The organism is Mesorhizobium sp. M2A.F.Ca.ET.042.01.1.1 (assembly GCF_003997405.1).
Taxonomy (GTDB): Bacteria; Pseudomonadota; Alphaproteobacteria; order Rhizobiales; family Rhizobiaceae; genus Mesorhizobium.
Window position 1 is genome coordinate 1 of the sequence record NZ_RZRX01000057.1, and the last position, 16177, is coordinate 16177.

The 16177-nt window shown below is 63.6% G+C and carries 17 protein-coding genes, 2 tRNA genes and 1 pseudogene; 11 read left to right on the forward strand and 9 right to left on the reverse strand.

The genetic code is table 11. The features are described from left to right. Positions 1-683 (reverse strand): annotated as a pseudogene (locus EOA23_RS11235) (hypothetical protein); the annotation flags it as partial. A 95-nt stretch (positions 684-778) separates the two neighbouring features. Here EOA23_RS11235 and EOA23_RS11240 point away from each other — a divergent pair. Next, on the forward strand, positions 779-1246 hold the full coding sequence (locus tag EOA23_RS11240) for a peroxiredoxin (RefSeq protein WP_127304122.1): 468 nt from the start codon (positions 779-781) through the stop codon (positions 1244-1246). Between the two features lie 41 nt (positions 1247-1287). On the opposite strand, the gene EOA23_RS11245 is transcribed toward EOA23_RS11240, so the two are convergent. After that, complete coding sequence (locus EOA23_RS11245; protein WP_127304124.1) at positions 1288-2424, reverse strand: GNAT family N-acetyltransferase; 1137 nt, start codon at positions 2422-2424, stop codon at positions 1288-1290. Then, a complete protein-coding gene (locus tag EOA23_RS11250) occupies positions 2421-3422 on the reverse strand; it encodes a sterol desaturase family protein (RefSeq protein ID WP_127304126.1) in 1002 nt (333 codons plus the stop codon). The genes EOA23_RS11245 and EOA23_RS11250 overlap by 4 nt, the downstream gene beginning before the upstream one ends. Positions 3423-3725: 303 nt before the next feature. On the opposite strand from EOA23_RS11250, the gene EOA23_RS11255 reads away from it, so the two are divergent. Continuing rightward, positions 3726-5006, forward strand: a complete 1281-nt coding sequence (locus tag EOA23_RS11255; RefSeq protein ID WP_127304128.1) for a M23 family metallopeptidase — start codon at positions 3726-3728, stop codon at positions 5004-5006. 33 nt (positions 5007-5039) lie between these two features. On the opposite strand, the gene EOA23_RS11260 is transcribed toward EOA23_RS11255, so the two are convergent. Continuing rightward, a complete protein-coding gene (locus EOA23_RS11260) occupies positions 5040-6266 on the reverse strand; it encodes an amidohydrolase (RefSeq protein WP_127304130.1) in 1227 nt (408 codons plus the stop codon). Continuing rightward, positions 6253-7431 (reverse strand): M24 family metallopeptidase, encoded by a 1179-nt coding sequence (locus EOA23_RS11265; RefSeq protein ID WP_127304132.1) that lies wholly within the window; start codon positions 7429-7431, stop codon positions 6253-6255. Before EOA23_RS11265 ends, EOA23_RS11260 begins: the two co-directional genes overlap by 14 nt. Before the next feature lie 241 nt (positions 7432-7672). On the opposite strand from EOA23_RS11265, the gene EOA23_RS11270 reads away from it, so the two are divergent. The 7 genes from EOA23_RS11270 (at position 7673) to EOA23_RS11300 (ending at position 13680) form a co-directional block, all read left to right on the forward strand. Further along, positions 7673-9109, forward strand: coding sequence for an FAD-binding oxidoreductase (locus tag EOA23_RS11270; protein ID WP_245474125.1), 1437 nt, complete (start codon positions 7673-7675; stop codon positions 9107-9109). Beyond that, positions 9106-9840: a FadR/GntR family transcriptional regulator gene (locus EOA23_RS11275; RefSeq protein WP_127304133.1), complete on the forward strand. Its 735-nt coding sequence runs from the start codon at positions 9106-9108 to the stop codon at positions 9838-9840. Before EOA23_RS11270 ends, EOA23_RS11275 begins: the two co-directional genes overlap by 4 nt. Positions 9841-9842: 2 nt before the next feature. Continuing rightward, complete coding sequence (locus EOA23_RS11280) at positions 9843-10277, forward strand: VOC family protein (RefSeq protein ID WP_189341580.1); 435 nt, start codon at positions 9843-9845, stop codon at positions 10275-10277. Positions 10278-10344: 67 nt separating this feature from the next. Next, entirely contained in the window at positions 10345-11397 is a 1053-nt protein-coding gene (locus EOA23_RS11285) for an ABC transporter substrate-binding protein (protein ID WP_189341581.1), read from the forward strand. A 100-nt stretch (positions 11398-11497) separates the two neighbouring features. Continuing rightward, complete coding sequence (locus EOA23_RS11290) at positions 11498-12271, forward strand: ABC transporter ATP-binding protein (protein WP_127304137.1); 774 nt, start codon at positions 11498-11500, stop codon at positions 12269-12271. Next, positions 12268-13023 carry an ABC transporter permease gene (locus tag EOA23_RS11295; RefSeq protein WP_127304139.1) on the forward strand — a complete coding sequence of 252 codons (756 nt, stop codon included), beginning with the start codon at positions 12268-12270 and terminating at the stop codon, positions 13021-13023. The genes EOA23_RS11290 and EOA23_RS11295 overlap by 4 nt, the downstream gene beginning before the upstream one ends. A 117-nt stretch (positions 13024-13140) precedes the next feature. Then, positions 13141-13680: a hypothetical protein gene (locus EOA23_RS11300; RefSeq protein ID WP_245474127.1), complete on the forward strand. Its 540-nt coding sequence runs from the start codon at positions 13141-13143 to the stop codon at positions 13678-13680. A 78-nt stretch (positions 13681-13758) separates the two neighbouring features. On the opposite strand, the gene EOA23_RS11305 is transcribed toward EOA23_RS11300, so the two are convergent. After that, a tRNA-Val gene (locus EOA23_RS11305) sits at positions 13759-13834 on the reverse strand. A 217-nt stretch (positions 13835-14051) separates the two neighbouring features. On the opposite strand from EOA23_RS11305, the gene EOA23_RS11310 reads away from it, so the two are divergent. After that, positions 14052-14128: transfer RNA gene (locus tag EOA23_RS11310), tRNA-Asp, on the forward strand. Positions 14129-14291: 163 nt separating this feature from the next. Further along, positions 14292-14495 (forward strand): hypothetical protein, encoded by a 204-nt coding sequence (locus EOA23_RS11315; protein ID WP_127304141.1) that lies wholly within the window; start codon positions 14292-14294, stop codon positions 14493-14495. A 25-nt stretch (positions 14496-14520) separates the two neighbouring features. Here the strand turns inward: EOA23_RS11315 and EOA23_RS35665 are convergent, their stop codons facing one another. The 3 genes from EOA23_RS35665 to EOA23_RS11325 form a co-directional block, all read right to left on the reverse strand. Then, complete coding sequence (locus tag EOA23_RS35665) at positions 14521-14619, reverse strand: putative RiPP precursor (protein WP_189341582.1); 99 nt, start codon at positions 14617-14619, stop codon at positions 14521-14523. 97 nt (positions 14620-14716) lie between these two features. Next, positions 14717-15646 carry a ribokinase gene (gene rbsK, locus EOA23_RS11320; protein WP_127304143.1) on the reverse strand — a complete coding sequence of 310 codons (930 nt, stop codon included), beginning with the start codon at positions 15644-15646 and terminating at the stop codon, positions 14717-14719. 4 nt (positions 15647-15650) lie between these two features. After that, on the reverse strand, positions 15651-16103 hold the full coding sequence (locus tag EOA23_RS11325) for an RbsD/FucU family protein (RefSeq protein WP_127304145.1): 453 nt from the start codon (positions 16101-16103) through the stop codon (positions 15651-15653). Between the last annotated feature and the right edge of the window lie 74 nt (positions 16104-16177).

Here is a 16177-nt window from a genome sequence, read left to right on the forward strand (position 1 = left end):
GTCACGCGCTTGACGAGCCCTGTGTCCGGCAATTCGAACTCGACGTTGTGCAAATCGATCTGGCGTATCGAGTCCTCGCGCACGGCATCCAGCGCGTCGTTGACGCTGGCGAATGCCGCCGCCGACACTTTCTCCGGGTCGACAAGCCCGTTCTCGTTGCGCAGCGCCGCCGTCCAGTCACCGCCGCCCGAAGGCATGGCGGCCACGACAATGTGCGCGTTGGAGAATCTGGCGCTGGTCAGCCGGACATCGCCCGAAAGCAGCGGCAGCAGGCGCATGCCGAAACGCACTCGCCCGATATCGGCCATCGGCTTGCCGTCAGCCGTCTTGAGGCTGACATCGTTCACCTGCAGGGCGATGAAGCTCGATCCGTCCAGGGTCAGCCGCGCCGCGCCGACGGTGACATTGACGTCGACCCCTGCCAGCTTCTCGATGGCGGTCTCCGCCTCGGCCCGGAGCCGTTCCGTGCCGATGCCCGAGGCCCCCAGGACATAGACGCCCGCCGCCGCCAGAAGCACGAGCGCGCAAAGCCCGGCAAACACGCGGCCGAGGACGCGGAAGCGCCGCCGCACCACCGCGCGGCCGAGCGGCGGCACGCTGCAAGCAGACGGGAGCTTCGCCAGGTCGGTGATCTCGTCACGCCTGAACCTGATCTTCTCGTGCTGCGGGTCTTCCTGATCCAAGCAATCTTCCGTTGTGACGAACTCGTCATGGACGAATCCCCGCCTCACGTTATATCGATGCATTCCCGCGCGTAACCGCAAACAAGGGCATCGATATGGCTGATCTCGAGGTGGGCGACGCAGCGCCCCAATTCGATCTTCCGCGTGACGGCGGCGGCTCCCTCAGTCTCGCCGCGCTCCGGGGCAAGCCCGTTGTACTCTACTTTTACCCGCAGGACGACACCACAAGCTGCACCAATGAGGCGATCGGCTTCTCGCATTTGAAGCCGGAGTTCGAGAAGGCCGGCGTCGAAGTGATCGGGCTGTCCCCCGATAGCGTGAAGAAACACGACAAATTCAAGGCGAAGCACGATCTCACCGTCGATCTCGTCGCCGACGAGGAGCGCAAGGTGATCGAGGCCTATCATTTGTGGGTCGAGAAGACGATGTACGGGCGCAATTATATGGGTGTCGAACGCGCCACCTTCCTGATCGGCAAGGATGGGCGCATTGCCCGCGTCTGGCGCAAGGTTCGCGTCAAGGGCCATGCCGAAGAAGTACTCGAGGCCGTGCGCGCGCTCTGAGCGTCGCCAAAGCCCATCAAAGCAATCGACAATTATGGTCGTTACTCGTCAGGTGCCTCGGCCTTCGGCTGCCGCTGCGTCCTCCAGGATTTCGAACGATGGCTCGCTTGATCGGCCAGCGCGGCAAGATGGCCACGCAAACCGCGCGCACCCATCATGGACGACAGCGTGACTGATTGCGTGGCGAAGCGCCGCTTGAAATCCTCGCCGCCGCAGAGAAAATCGACGGTGGCAAGGCCACGGTCGAACGACCATTGGATATAGTCCATCATCAGCACCATGCCCGGCGAGGCGCGCTCGTATTCGGGATCATAGGTGGTGACGAAAGCCATCATCGTGCCATGCTGCTCGAAATTGATCGAGACGGCGACGATCGTGTCGTCTAGCTCCAGCACGAAGATGCGCAACAGCCCGAGGTCGGCCAGCACCGAAGTAAGCGCGGCAAGAACCGGCGAGCCCTTATCGAAAAGATCCGAGGCACGGCCATGGCGAGCGAGCCAGAGGCGCTTCAAGGCCGCGACGCGCTCGAGCACCGGCTCGCGCGACTCCGCCGCGTCCAGCAGCCGGAAACGCAATGCACCGCTTTCTTCCATGAACTTGCGGCCACGACGATAGTTCTGCCGGCCCTTCTTGGACAACGTCTCGAACCATTCCGCCCCACGCTGCCAGGAGCCAGCGACACGATAGCTGATTTCAGTGCGGTGATTGGGCCGAAGCGCCTTGCCATGGGCCGGTTCCAGCAGGGCATGAACACCGGCATCCGGCAGCAGACGGTTGAGATAGATCAGGTCGAAGCCACCCTGGTCAAAAACATACTGCCAGAGGCGGGAGATCGCCCGCGGGTCGCTGTCGGGTGCAACCAGCGCGTCGCCATAGTCACTGTGATCCTTCGCCGCCCATTCGAGTATGCGGATGCCGGAACGCCTGAAGGTCGCGAGCGCTATCACGCCGTCGAGCCGGTCGCCGTTCCAGGCAAGCCCAATCCTGAGCGCGCGCCGCTCCTGCTGCGGGGTGGTGCGCCACCAGGCCGCAATCCAGTCCGGGTGCTGGAAGACAAGCCCGCCAGCTCGCTGCCAGAGCGCCCTCCAGGCCGGTGCGATCTCGGCCAGGCGCGCCGCCGACGTCACGACTTCGAAGGTGTGTGTCCGCGCGATTGCGAGCACAACGGGACCGTTCATGGCGGTGTCCCCTCCGAGGCTCGCGAGGTGCGTGACCGTGGCTTTCCGGGCCGGACGCGCCTGGCGATATGCCCCCACATCCGCTTCAGCGGCATGACGTAGAGGCCTGCGAGCGACTGATAGTCACGCACATCGCGGTCGACCAGCCCGAACTTGAAGTCCTCGTCAGGCCTCGGCACACACAATGTTCCGAAGAGCCGGTCCCAGAACGAGAAGAGCAGCCCGAAGTTCTTGTCGTAGTGGCGCGGATCGACGCTGTGATGCAACTGATGCCAGTGGGGACACAGGATCAAATGGTTGAGCGGGCCGAACGAGATCTTGAAATGCGTGTGCCTGACGAAATCCATCATCAGGATGTTACGCATGACATAGACGTTGACGCCAAAAACGGTCAGTTCGACAAGGTTCAGCGAAATCAGCGACCAGATGCCGAAGCAGAACCCTACGATGATGCCGTCCCAGGCTCGGTTCATCAACTCGTCGAGCGGATGGACCCGGTCCTTGGTGATCCCGACCATCACCTCGGCCGAGTGATGCACCTTGTGCAGTTCCCAAAGCAGCGGATAGCGATGCTGGGCGACGTGATAGAGATAATAGGAAATGTCGTAGGCGAGGAGCATGCTGCCGGTGAAGATCAGAACCGTCACCGGCCCTGCCGGCCCCCCGATCAGAGGCGGCTGAAAGTGGAGCAGTGTCGAAAACAGCCAGTTGGTCCCGTACCCCACCGCCGTGACGAAGACGATTCCGGCGGGCAGCATCAGGAAAGGCATCAGGGCCTTCTTGGTGACCCAGAACAGAAGGTCGGCCTTCGCGGAGGGATGGGTGATGACCTCATGCGGGATGACGAATTCGAAGAACTCCTTCCAGCTCTTCTCCTCGACCGTGCGCCAATAGGCTACAAGCGCGCTGACAAAGGCAGTCAGCAGCAAAAGCCCGGTCGCCAGCAGACTGGTGCCCGAAATCTTGTCGAGGATCTTGCCAACCAGATCGTCCAGCATTCCTACCGCCACGGTGAATCCCAAACACCAACACGCCTTTACTCGAAAAACGTCAACTAAACGCAATCGAAGAGAGTTAAGAAACCGCGCCTTACTCTGAGAGCTACAGGCTGCCCCTGGCAGAACATTAGTGTTCGTTGCCAACGATTTAGCGACATGGCGGCGCGTCCAGGAGATTTTCGCGCAACCTCGTGCCCGTGCTGCGTGCATTCGGCCCCGCGCGGTCGACCCGGCAAGCCTTTGTTAACCCTAATAATGTGTAATCAGGCTTGTCGTTGGTCCCGTAACGAAAGCCTGGTCCCCGTGAAACCAACCGGTCAGTCAGCTGTCTTCGGCAGGCGCAAGGAACCGCACACGGTCATCATCGCCCGCGGCAACGAGATAAGGCATTTCACCATCCGCCCCTGGCTCGCCGCCTTCCTCGGCTCGGCCCTGGCGGCGATCGCCATCGGCTATCTGCTTGCCACATCCTATCTGGTGTTGCGCGACGACCTGATCGGCGCCACGACGGCCAGGCAGGCGCGCATGCAGCAGGCCTATGAGGATCGCATCTCGGCCCTTCGTGCCCAGGTCGACCGCATCACCAGCCGCCAACTTCTCGATCAGCAACTGATGGAAACCAAGGTCAGCGAGCTCTTGGCCAGGCAGACACAGCTCAGCGAGCGCCACGGGCGGCTCGGCCCGATCCTCGAGCGTGCCGAGAACGAGGTTGGCGACGCGCCCGCGGCAGGCGCCGCGGCGGCCAAACCCGACGAACACGCAGAGATCACCGGCAGCCTCTCCCAGGCGCCGACCTATTCCGTCGCATCCTTGAGCGCCGGCGACACCAAGCCCTTCTCGCTTTGGTCGACAAGGTCCGATCCGCTCGATGGAGAAACGGCTGCCGACCGCGCCGACAAGCTGTTCGTCTCGATCAACGCATCGCTGAAGGCCATCGAGAGCCAGCAGCTCTCGCGCATCACCACGCTTGCCGACAGCGCCTACAAGAATGCCGATGCCATAACCCAGGCGCTGGAAGCCGCGGGCTTGCCGGTCGACAGCGAGCTCAACAAAAGCGACGTCGGCGGCCCACTGGTGCCGCTCGATCCCTCGCTGGTTTTCGACAGCAAGGTCAAGGAACTGGACGAGGCGCTCGACGCGCTTGACGGGGTCAAGAAGGAGGCGCGCAAGCTGCCGCTCGCCAACCCCGCCCCTGGCCATCCGGTGACCAGCCCGTTTGGCGTACGCACGGACCCGATCCTGGGCAGCGCCGCCCTGCACACGGGCATGGATTTCAGGGCGCCGATCGGCATGCCGGCCAAGGTCACGGCTGCCGGCATCGTCACCAGGGCCGGCTGGGCCGGAGGCTACGGCCGCATGGTCGAGGTCGACCACGGCAACGGCTTTGCCACACGCTACGGACATCTGAGCGAGATCGACGTCACTGTCGGCCAGAAGCTCGCCGCCGGCGACATCATCGGCAAGACCGGCAGCAGCGGCCGCTCGACCGGCCCGCACCTTCACTACGAGGTGCGCCACGATGGCGAGGCGGTCGACCCGCTGCGCTTCCTCACTGTCGGCAAGAAGGTCGCGCAATACCTTTGACCGGCTTATCCGACAAAGGCGCCTGCGGGCCGGCTAAGCGCCGTAATTCTCCTGTCCGGCCAGGTACATCGTTGCCGCCGAAACCAGAGTAAGGACGCCGTTCTTCAACGCCGTCTCGTCGACACGGAACTTGGAATGGTGGAGCGGGTAGACCGATCCGACCTCCTCGTTGCGGATGCCGAGCCGAAAATACACAGACGAACGTTTCTCGCTGTAGTAACCGAAGTCGTCGGCAATACTCCATCCAGGCATGTTGAGAGCATTGTCTGCGCCGATGCTGGCCCTGGCGCCGGCCATGATGAGCGCGGCCATACCGGCATCGTTGACGACGCCCGGTTCGCCCCGGCGGATGTCGATCTTTACGCTGGCGCCGTGGCTTGCCGCTATTCCTTCAAGCATCTCGCGAAGCCGGCGCCAGGCGCGCTCGCGAGTGGCGTCGTTGCCGCTGCGGATGGTGCCTTTGAACGCGACCTTGCCGGCAGTGACGTTATAGGCATTGCCGCCATTGATGGCGGTCACCGAGATGACCAGCGGATCATAGGGATCGGTCTCGCGCGAAACGATCTTCTGCAGCTCGCTCACCATGGAGCAGGCGACAGTCAGCGCGTCTATGCCTTCATAGGGCTTTGCCGCATGCGCCGCCGAGCCCGTGACCAGCACATCGAACGTGTCGCAGGCGAGAGTGTAGGGGCCCGGGCCGACGGCGATCTTGCCAGACGGCGTATACGGATCGACATGGACGCAGATCGCGGCATCGATGTCGTCGAGAAGCCCCTCCTCGATCACCCGTTTGCCGCCTGACGGTTCATCTTCCTCGGCCGGCTGGAAGATGAGGCGAACGGTTCCGCCAAAACTGTCGCGCGAGCCATGCAGGTGCGCGGCGACCGCAAAGCCCATCGCGGCATGGGCGTCATGACCGCAGGCATGCATCACGCCCGGATTTTGCGACGCAAAGTCGACGCCGGATTCCTCTTCGATCGGCAGAGCGTCGATATCGGCGCGGATAGCCACTTTGCGGTTCGAAGGCCGGCCGGTGCCGACGATGTCGACGGCAAGCCCGTAGCCGGCCACATCACGGATTTCGGTGATCCCTTCCTTTGCAAGCATCTCGCGCAAATAACGCTGAGTGCCCGCTTCCCGGTTCGACAGCTCGGGGTGGCGATGCAGATGGCGTCGGATCTCGATCATCTGATCGAGAATTCCGGCATCGATCTCGCGCGCCGTATCGCTCGCCGAAGACGGCCGGTCAGGCTTTGACATGGATATCCCGCGGGAACTTCGTCAGCGTCTCGTTGCCGGTCTCGGTCACCAGAATGGTCTCGCTGATCTCGATGCCCCAGCCATCCATCCACATGCCCAGGATGGAATGAACGACATTGCCCGGTTGCAGCACCGTCTTGTCGCCGGGCCGCAGGCTGATCGTATGCTCGCCCCAATCCGGCGGATAGGCAACGCCGATGGAATAGCCTATGCGCGATTCCTTCTTCAGCCCGTGACGCGCAATCACCTTGCGCCAGGCCGCTTCGACCGCTTCGGCGGTCGTGCCTGGATGGGCGGTGTCGAGCACCGTATCCATGCCCTCGATCACCGCCTTTGCCGTGTCCGCGACGCGGGCCGGCGTCTTGCCGAGCTGCATGGTCCTGGCAAGCCCGGCGGCATAGCGGCGGCAGACGCCGGCGAGCTCGAGCGCGATGGTTTCGTCCTTTCCGAAACGCCGGTCGCTCCACATGATGTGCGGCGCCGATGCGTTTTCGCCGCCGAGGATCGTCGGCGGCAGCGCCGTGATGTCGCCGGCGAAATCCGGGCTGCCGGCGATCTGGGCCGCTTGAATGGAAGCAATCGCGTCGCATTCTCGCACACCTGGCGCGATGACCTCATAGGCCCGCGCGACCGCCGCTTCTGCCAGTTTCGAGGCCTTGCGCAGATAGTCAATCTCCGGCGCCGATTTGACCGCGCGGATCCAGTTCACGAGCAGGTCGGCGTCGTGCCATTTGGCGTTGGGCAGTCCGGCGACGAGCCGCGCATGCGCCTTCGGCGAGAAATAATAGGCTTCGAGTTCGATGCCGATGTGACGGTTGCCCCAGCCCTTGGCGACGATCCAGGCCGCGATCCAGTCCATCGGATGCCGGTCGGCGCGCTGGACATGGTCCTCCGGGAAGCCGACGACGTTTTCCGGCTTCATCCAGGCCGTCAGCAAGCCGCCGGCGGCATCCATGGCGCGGCCTATCCAGACAGGCTCCGCGTCCTCGATCGGAACAAGCACCACCTGTGGCGTATAGAACGACCAGCCGTCATAGCCGGTGATGTAGTGCTGGTTGGCGACGTCGTTGACGATGAGGAGTTCGATGCCGCGCCTGGCCATCTCAGCGCGGATTTTTCCGAGCCGCCGCTGGTACTCTGCGCGGGCAAAAGGCAGTTCAATCATCTTTTCTCCTCACCGGTCGGGGACGAAGCCCTATCGTCCTACCATCGCGGTGGTCGTGAGCGACGACAATCGGCCAGGACGGTGCATAGGCAGGGCCTACCGAGCAGTCTCGGCTTGCCGGACGCCATGGTTAGTTCCACCTGCCTTGAACGAGCCGGTGACCTGTTCGCCGAACAGAGCGATTGACTCGAACTAAGTTGTAGGATGATATGTATCACCCGATATCCAGACGTGAACCTTGATGACCGTTCATCGCCTCTCGCCGGAAATACTCAGCGCCATGGAAGGCGCCGTCGGCCGAAACGGCATTGCCGCCGAGCCGGCTGGAATGGCGAAATATCTGAGCGACTGGGCGGGCGATTATCGCGGCGAAGCGCTTGCCGTGCTGCGGCCCGGCTCTGTCGGCGAAGTCCAGGCCCTGATGCGCTTGTGCAACGAGCTTGGGCTCGGCATCGTTCCGCAAGGCGGCAACACCGGGCTGGTATCAGGCGCAATCGACAGCAAGGGCAGCGGCTTGGTCGTCTTGAGCCTGGAGCGGCTGAACGCCATCCGGCAGATCGATAGAGACAATTTCGCGCTGCAAGCCGATGCCGGCTGCGTGCTGCAGACGATCAAGGACGCCTGCGAGGTGCAAGATTGCCTCTTTCCGCTCGCGCTCGGCGCGCAAGGCAGCTGCCAGATCGGCGGCAATGCGGCGACCAATGCCGGCGGCGTCAACGTGCTGCGCTATGGCATGGCGCGCGACCTGATACTGGGTCTCGAAGTCGTGCTGGCGGACGGCGAACTGTGGAACGGCTTCTCCGGTCTGCGCAAGAACAACAGCGGCTACGACCTGAAGCAGCTTTTCATCGGCTCCGAAGGCACGCTCGGCATCATCACCGGTGTCGAGGTCAAGCTGTTTCCGAAACCGGCGCGAACCGAGACCGCTTACCTCGGCCTGGCCTCGTTCGAGGCGGCCGTGGCGCTGTTCAACCAGGCGCGCCGCGACTGCTCGGACCTCATCTCCGCTTTCGAGATCATCGGTGCCGAATGCATCGAGCTTGCCAAGCTGATCGACCCGGCGATGAGGGCGCCGGTCGCCGCGCCCGTCCACGTGCTGATCGAATTGTCATCCAGCGCTGCTATCGACCTCAACAGCTTGCTGGCCGGCCTCCTCGGCGATGCCATGGAAAATGGCCTTGTAACCGACGCGGTTCTCGCCGCGAGCACGACGCAGGCCAGGAGTTTTTGGGCGATCCGCGAAGGTCTGGTCGAAGGCCAAGCCAAGCGTGGCTATCATGTGCGCACCGACCTGTCGGTGAGGATTTCCGACATCCCCAGCCTCATCGAAAGAGCCCGCCGCTTCGTCGCGAATGACCATCCCGGCTGGATCCCGCTCGCCTACGGCCACGCCGGTGACGGCAACATCCACTTCAACGTGCTGCCCCCGCTCGAACTCGCCGAGAATGAAGCCCGTGCCTGGGGTGCCGAAGTCATCGCCGGGCTCTATGAAATCGCCGTCGGTCTCGGCGGCTCGATCAGCGCGGAGCACGGCATCGGCCGCAGCCGCCGCAAGGAATTCTGGGCCGGGCTTTCGCCGGCGCATCGCCGCATGGTCGCGGCGCTGAAGAACGCACTCGACCCCAAGGGCCTGATGAATCCCGGTTGCCTGTTGCCCGCGACGGAGACTTTTCCATGAAGCAGAGACTGGCCGCCATCGGCACTGTCGAGACATTGCCGCACCGGGTCGCTGCCTTCCTCAGCCGCGGGATCGAATCCGGCGAATTGAACCCCGGCGCGCGCCTGCCGACCGAGCAGGAACTGTCCGAAAAATTCGGCGTCAGCCGCAATGTCGTGCGCGAGGCGATCGCCCAGCTTCGCGCCGACGGCATAATCGAGGCGCGCCAAGGCGTCGGCGCCTTCGTGCTGGCGCCCGAGCAGCGAGCAGCGATCCGCATCGACCGCGAGGCGCTCAAGGACACGCACAACATGGAGCGGCTGTTCGAGCTGCGCTGCATCCTCGAGGCCGAATCGGCTGCGCTCGCCGCGGCGCGCCGCAATCAGGGCCATCTCGATTCGATCAAGGCTGCGCTCGACCGCATGGGCGGCGAGGAGCGTTGGGAAGAAGGCAGCATCGACGCCGACCTGCTATTCCACCGCGAGATCGCGCGCGCCACCGGCAACAGCTACATCCACACCTTCATCTCGTTCGTCTGCGAGCAGATCCGCCACTCGATCCACTACGCGCGCATGACGAACCCGCTTCACGACCTCGTCGAGATCAATGTCGGCGAGCATGTGCGCATCTATGAGGCTCTGGTGGCGGGCGATCCGGCCGCGGCGGAGGCGGCGATGCGCACCCATATCGTCGGCGCCGCCAACCGCGTCGGCGTCAAGCTGCCGCTCTCGAAAGACACCGGAGCGAGATAGCCATGCCTGCGAGCGTCACCCGCATCTCCGACGTCTGCCTGCTGGTCGAAAATATCGAACGGACGGTCGATTTCTACGTCGATAAGCTCGGCTTCCGCTTGCGCCGCCGCGCCGAAGGCTTTGCCGATTTCCATGGCGAGGGCGTGACGCTCGCTGCCTGGGAGCTCGACCACATCAACCGGCACACCGGCGTGTCCAACCTGAGATCGCCGCGCCACGCGCATAAGGTTTGCGTCGCCGTGCAGCTCGACACGCCGGCCGACATCGACCGGCTGCACGGCGAATTGAGCGCCAAGGGCGTGCCCTTCTGCGGCCCGCCCGAAGATTACGTCTGGAACGCGCGCTGCGCCTATTTCAGCGACCCGGACGACACGCTTTGGGAGCTTTACGCCTGGCTCGACGGCGGCCCTGGCGATTACCACGACGAACAGCCGTAGACGACGCCGGGCCGAAGGGAACGGCGCCTGGAGAAGAGACGAAAAAAGTCTGCAACAGGAGCGAAAAATGAGTGGGAACAGGGACTTCGAATTGAACCGCCGTGCGTTTGTAAAAGGCGGCATCGCAGCCGTTGCGGCCGTATCTGCCGGCATGCAGCTGGTGCTGACGCCGGGCGCCAAGGCCGCGGGCAAGGTCGTCATCCAGTATGACTGGTTGATGTCCAACGGCCAGATCGGCGATATCGCGGCCGTCGCCAACGGCTATTTCAAGGACGCTGGGCTGGAGGTCGAGTTCAGTCCCGGCGGCCCCAACGCGTCGACCGTGCCGCCGGTCATTTCGGGCGCCGCCCAGCTTGGGCAGTTCTCGGAAACGCCGCAGCTATATTCTGCCCGCGCCAGCGGCGTGCCGATCAAGATCATCGCCTGCGGCTTCCGCACCGGTCCTTATGCATTGACCTCGAAACCGGCCAAGCCGATCCGCAGTGTCTCCGATCTCAAGGGAAAGAAGATCGGCATCCAGCCGACCGCACGCTTCGTCATCGACGAGATCCTGGCCAAGAACGGCATCGACCCGTCGGAGGTGACCATCGTCAATGTTGGCTTCGACAAGGCGCCGCTGGTGCGCGGCGATGTCGACGCCATCGGCGGCTGGATCACCAACACCCAGGCGCTCAGCGTCGTCGGCGACGACCGCATCGACCTTCTGACGCGCGACCTCGGGCTGAGCTCCTACGCGGACGTCTATTTCGCTACCGACGCGGCAATCGAAAAGGATCCTGAGACGCTGGCGAAGTTCATCGGCGCCGTCGGCAAAGGCTGGGGCTGGGTGCATGCCAATCCGCAGGAAGCGGTCAAGAAGATGGTCGCCGCCTATCCGGAAATGGATCTTGGCTGGGAGGAAAAGACCGTCAATCTGGTGCTGAAACTCTCCTTTGACGGCGCCACCGCCAAGGACGGCTGGGGCACGTTCGACCCGGCCTCGATAGAGGAGCAATTGGCGCTGCTCGACAAGGTTGGCCAGTATCCAAACGGTCGCCCGGCGGCCGCCGATGTCTACACCACGAAGATACTCAAACTCTCGGCCGCCGACCGGCCCAAGCTCGACGCGCCCGCCGCGTAAAGCATGATCTCAAAAAGTGGGAACCGGCTTTTGGAAAAAATCATGCTCCAACTAAGAGTTAGATCAGCATGACGGTCCAATCAGACGTTGTGCTGATCTAATGCCGCACGCGATCGAAGCGCGACGGCTGGATGTCGGCTATGGCGGCCGGCAGACGGCCGTCAAAGTGCTCGCCGGCCTCGACCTCACCGTCGAGGCCGGTTCCTTCCTGTCGATCCTGGGCCCGTCAGGCTGCGGCAAGTCGACCTTGCTCAGGGTGGTGGCCGACCTGCTCGATCCGCTCGGCGGCGCGATCAGCGTGCTTGGCCAGACGCCGCATACGGTGCGCTCGCGCCGCGATGTCGGCTTCGTCTTCCAAGATCCGACCCTCCTTCCCTGGCGCACGGTGCGCGACAATGTGCGCTTGCCGCTTGGCGTCGGCCTGCGCAGCCTGACACGCAAGATCGAGGATCGCAGCACGGAACTGCTTGAATTGATGGGACTCGGCGGCCTCAGTGAGCGCCTGCCGCACCAGCTCTCCGGCGGCCAGCGCCAGCGCGTGGCGATCGCGCGCGCCCTGCTCGGCGAGCCCAAATTGCTTCTGATGGACGAACCCTTCGGCGCGCTCGACGAGATCACACGCGACCGGTTGAACGACGAGCTGTTGGCGCTCTGGCGGCGCAGCGGCACGACCATCCTCTTCGTCACCCATTCGATCGCCGAAGCCGCCTATCTCGGCGAGCGCGTCATCGTGCTGGCCGCCAATCCGGGACGTGTCGTCAAGGACCTCGACATGCGGCCCCTCAAGCAGGAAGGCAATCGCTGCAAGCGCGAGGATGCGGCGATCGTCGCCGCCATGGCCGATCTGCGAACGGCGCTGGAGCGCGCATCGTGAGACAGGCGCCGCTCTCCCCGCAAACGACGGTCGCGCTTCCGGTCCTGGGCGCGGCTTCGATCCTGCTTGCCTGGCAATACATTCTGCCGCTGCTCGGCGTGCCGGCCTATATCGTGCCGACGCCCACCGCTATCTTTGGTGTCTTCCAGAAGAATTTTGCGCTTCTCGTCGACAATCTGCGGCCGACGCTGATCGAGGCGCTGGCCGGCTTCGTCATCGGCAATCTCGCTGCCGTGCTGCTGGCCGTGCTCTTCGTCCACAGCCGCGTCCTGCAGGCCGCCTATTTCCCGATCGTGCTGTTCTTCAACACCATCCCCATCCTGGCGCTTTCGCCGATCATCATCCTGATCTTCGGCCTCGGCATGACGCCGAAGATCGTCATCGCCGCGGTGATCTGCTTCTTCCCGACGCTGGTGAACATGATCCGCGGCCTCGATTCGGCCAGCGACAACGAACACGAGCTGTTCCGGGTGCTGTCGGCGACACGCTCGGAGGTCTTCTGGAGCCTGCGCCTGCCCCGTGCTCTGCCGATGTTGTTCTCGTCACTCAGGATCGCGTCGGCCACCGCCGTGATCGGCGCCATCGTCGGCGAGTGGATCGGCTCGGACAAAGGGCTCGGCGCGCTGATCATCCAGGCAACCTTCAACTATCAGTCCGACCGGCTCTACGCCGCGATCGTTCTTTCGTCATCGCTGTCGATCGCGCTGTTCTGCCTGGTGGTCCTCGTTGAGCGGCGGATCATTAAATATTGAGCCACGGCCGCCCGTAGGACCGCCCGAGTTAACAATAGCCTCCCGATCAGGCATTCATCGCGCATTTAATCCGCCTGCTGTAGGATGCCGGCGTACAACCAAACCGGGAGACAATTCGTGTTAAGAACTTTTCACGTCTCGATCCGAGCAACGCTGGCCTTCATCTGCCTCGTCGGCTTGGCCGCGGCCGCTACGGCCCTGTTCCCCACCACCGCGTCGGCGCAGCAGCTGCGGCGATGCGCGAACGAGGGTGGCATTTGCCGCCTGCCTTACCCAACGGAAGTGGTCTACGGCGCGCGCGGTCGAATGACCTCCCGGTTTTTCGATCGTCGAGCCGTCCCTTGCTCGAATCGCGTTTTTGGCGACCCCGCCCCCGGCCGCGAGAAGGCCTGTTATTTCGTGGCGCGTGGCGGCGGCTATGGCGATGACAACGATTACGGGGACGATGACTACGGCTCGCGCCCGGACCGCGGCGAATGGGTCGCCTGCGCCAGGGAGGGTGAGTTCTGCGATTTCCGTGGCCGCGCAATGGTCAGATACGGCGCACGCGGCCAATACACGCAGGACGTCTTCAGGAACGGCGTTCGCTGCAGCAACGACGCTTTCGGCGACGATCCCGCTCCAGGCGCTCACAAGCGCTGCTACGTCAGGCAGTAGCGGCCTGACCGCAGCTCGATAAGGCGGTGGCCCTGGCAAGGGCCGCTGCCGCGTTCTGCTTAAGCTTGTTCGGCGTAATGGTGGGCGATGACGGGCTCGAACCGCCGACATCTTCGGTGTAAACGAAGCGCTCTACCAACTGAGCTAATCGCCCGCCTGAGCGCGGACCTTTAAGCAGTTAGGCTCGGCTTCGCAAGGCCAAATGAACCGCACGGCGCGCCTGTCGCGGCAGGTTTTCCCCGGCCTCGACGCCGCTGTCAAAAAACCTTCTCCTGATTGCTGTAATGGTTGAAAGCCGCGCTTGACACCCGCAGGCGAACCCCTTATCCAGCGCCTCAACGACGACACGCCTGACACGTGCTCGTCAGTGCGCGGGTGTAGCTCAGTCGGTTAGAGTGCCGGCCTGTCACGCCGGAGGTCGCGGGTTCGAGCCCCGTCACTCGCGCCATTTCCTTCACGGGATCAATCGGAAAATTTGGTTTGTACAGCGCACTTTAGCGCGGTCCCCTCGCGCGCGATCGAAGCGGGACCTCTCACAACGCGCCGCCGCCTTTCTCGGAACCATTCCAACCTTGTTCCGTTCAGCCCTCGGGTAAAACGGGAGAAATCAGATGGCTGTGAGATGTCGGATTTCCATCGACGATGAGAGGGATGTCGACGAGCTCGCCTTCCAGGAGCTGCCGCGGGTCGGCGAAAGCGTGTCGATACCGGTCGAGGGAACGAACAGGGACCTCCGCGTCCTTCGCGTCGTGCATATGGCCGGCAGCGAGCAAGGCGCAACGACGATGCTGGAACTGACCAGCAGGATTCTGTAGCGCTATCCGAGCCCGATCACGGAAATCATTCGCCCAGGACGACGCCGGAAGCGACAATCTGGGCCGTCCGTTCGGTGAGCTTCTGCCGCTTCACGAGCGTGGGCTTTTCGTAAAATTTCTTCATCCTGCCGTTCCGGCGTTGCAAACCAGGAGGATGAACGCGCTCGCTTGAGGAGCGTTCCGGGTCAAGAGGCCGCTAATAAACCGCGTGGACTACGAGTTCATGCCTTCGCCAGCAGCGCCTCGACCTCTTGCGATGTCGGCATAGACGGCGCGGTGCCGGGGCGGGTCACCGAAATGCCCGCGACCCCGCAGGCGAAGCGCACGGCCTCCAGCGGCTCGACGCCTTTTGCCAAAGCGGCGGCAAGACCGCCGTTGAAAGCATCGCCCGCGCCGGTGGTCTCGACCACCGGGCCGACATTGACGGCGTCGATATGCTCGGAGCGGTCCTTGGTGTGCAGAAGCGCGCCCTTGTCTCCCAGCGTCACGATGACGGCCCCGACACCCTTGGCCAGCAGAGCGTCGGCGGCGCGGCGGGCGTCGTCGACCGACGACACCTTGATGCCGGTCAGCCCTTCGGCCTCGGTTTCGTTGGGCGTGACATAGTCGCAGAGCGTGTAGATGCGGTCCGGCAGGCTTGCCGCCGGCGCGGGATTGAGAATGGTCGTCACCCCTGCCCCGCGCGCGATTTCCAGCGCCCTTAAGGCCGCGTCGATCGGCTGTTCGAGTTGGGTGACGAAGACGCCGGCGGAGCCGATCAGGCCGGCATGCGCCTCGATGTCTGCGGGGGAAATCAGCATCGCCGCGCCCGGGCTAACGATGATGGCATTGTTGCCCGTGCCTTCCTCGACGAAGATATAGGCAGCACCCGTATAGCTGTCCGGCGTGTCGATCACGGCGCTCTTGACGCCAGCATCCCTCCAGGTCTGCTTGGCCATGTCGGCAAAGGCATCGACGCCAAGCCTGGTCAGGAAAGTGATGTCGGCGCCAAGCTTGCCGGCAGCCACCGCCTGGTTCGAGCCCTTGCCGCCCGGCCCGAGCTTGAAGGAATTGCCGAGGATCGTCTCGCCCATGCGCGGCTGGCGATCGGCGCGATAGGCGGTGTCGGCGACGAACACACCGAGGATGACAACAGGCTTGGCGGCGGCCATGTCCTTACTCCGCATCCGGCGGCACAACGCCTTTGCGGAAGGCAAAGCAGCCATAGAAGCGGCGCTCGCCGGTCTGGATCACGCAATAGGCCTTCTTGGAGCGCTCGTAAAAGGCGTAGCGCTCGATCGAGATCATCGGCCAGGGTTTGCCCTCGGCCGTGTCGATCTCCTTCTGGACCTCCTTCTGCACCGGCGGGATCTCGTTCGGCTTGCCGACGATCTCCATGCGGGCCGCCGCGTCGTTGACGAACGTATCCAGCGGATAGAGTGACAGCACCGCCTTCACCACGTCGGCCGCCGGCGCATCGATGCGCAAGAGCTTGCCGAGCACGGTCTGCCGCGCCACCGAATCGGACGGGAAATTGGTGTCGGCGATGATCAGGTCGTCGCCATGGCCCATCGCCCGCAGCGCCTGGAGCACGTCGGCATTGAGCAGCGGATTGATCCCTTTGAGCATGGTTTCCTCCCGGAAGTCTGTGTGCGGTCTGGAGCAATTCCAGGAAAGGCGGTTTTCCGTCCGGAATTGCTAAA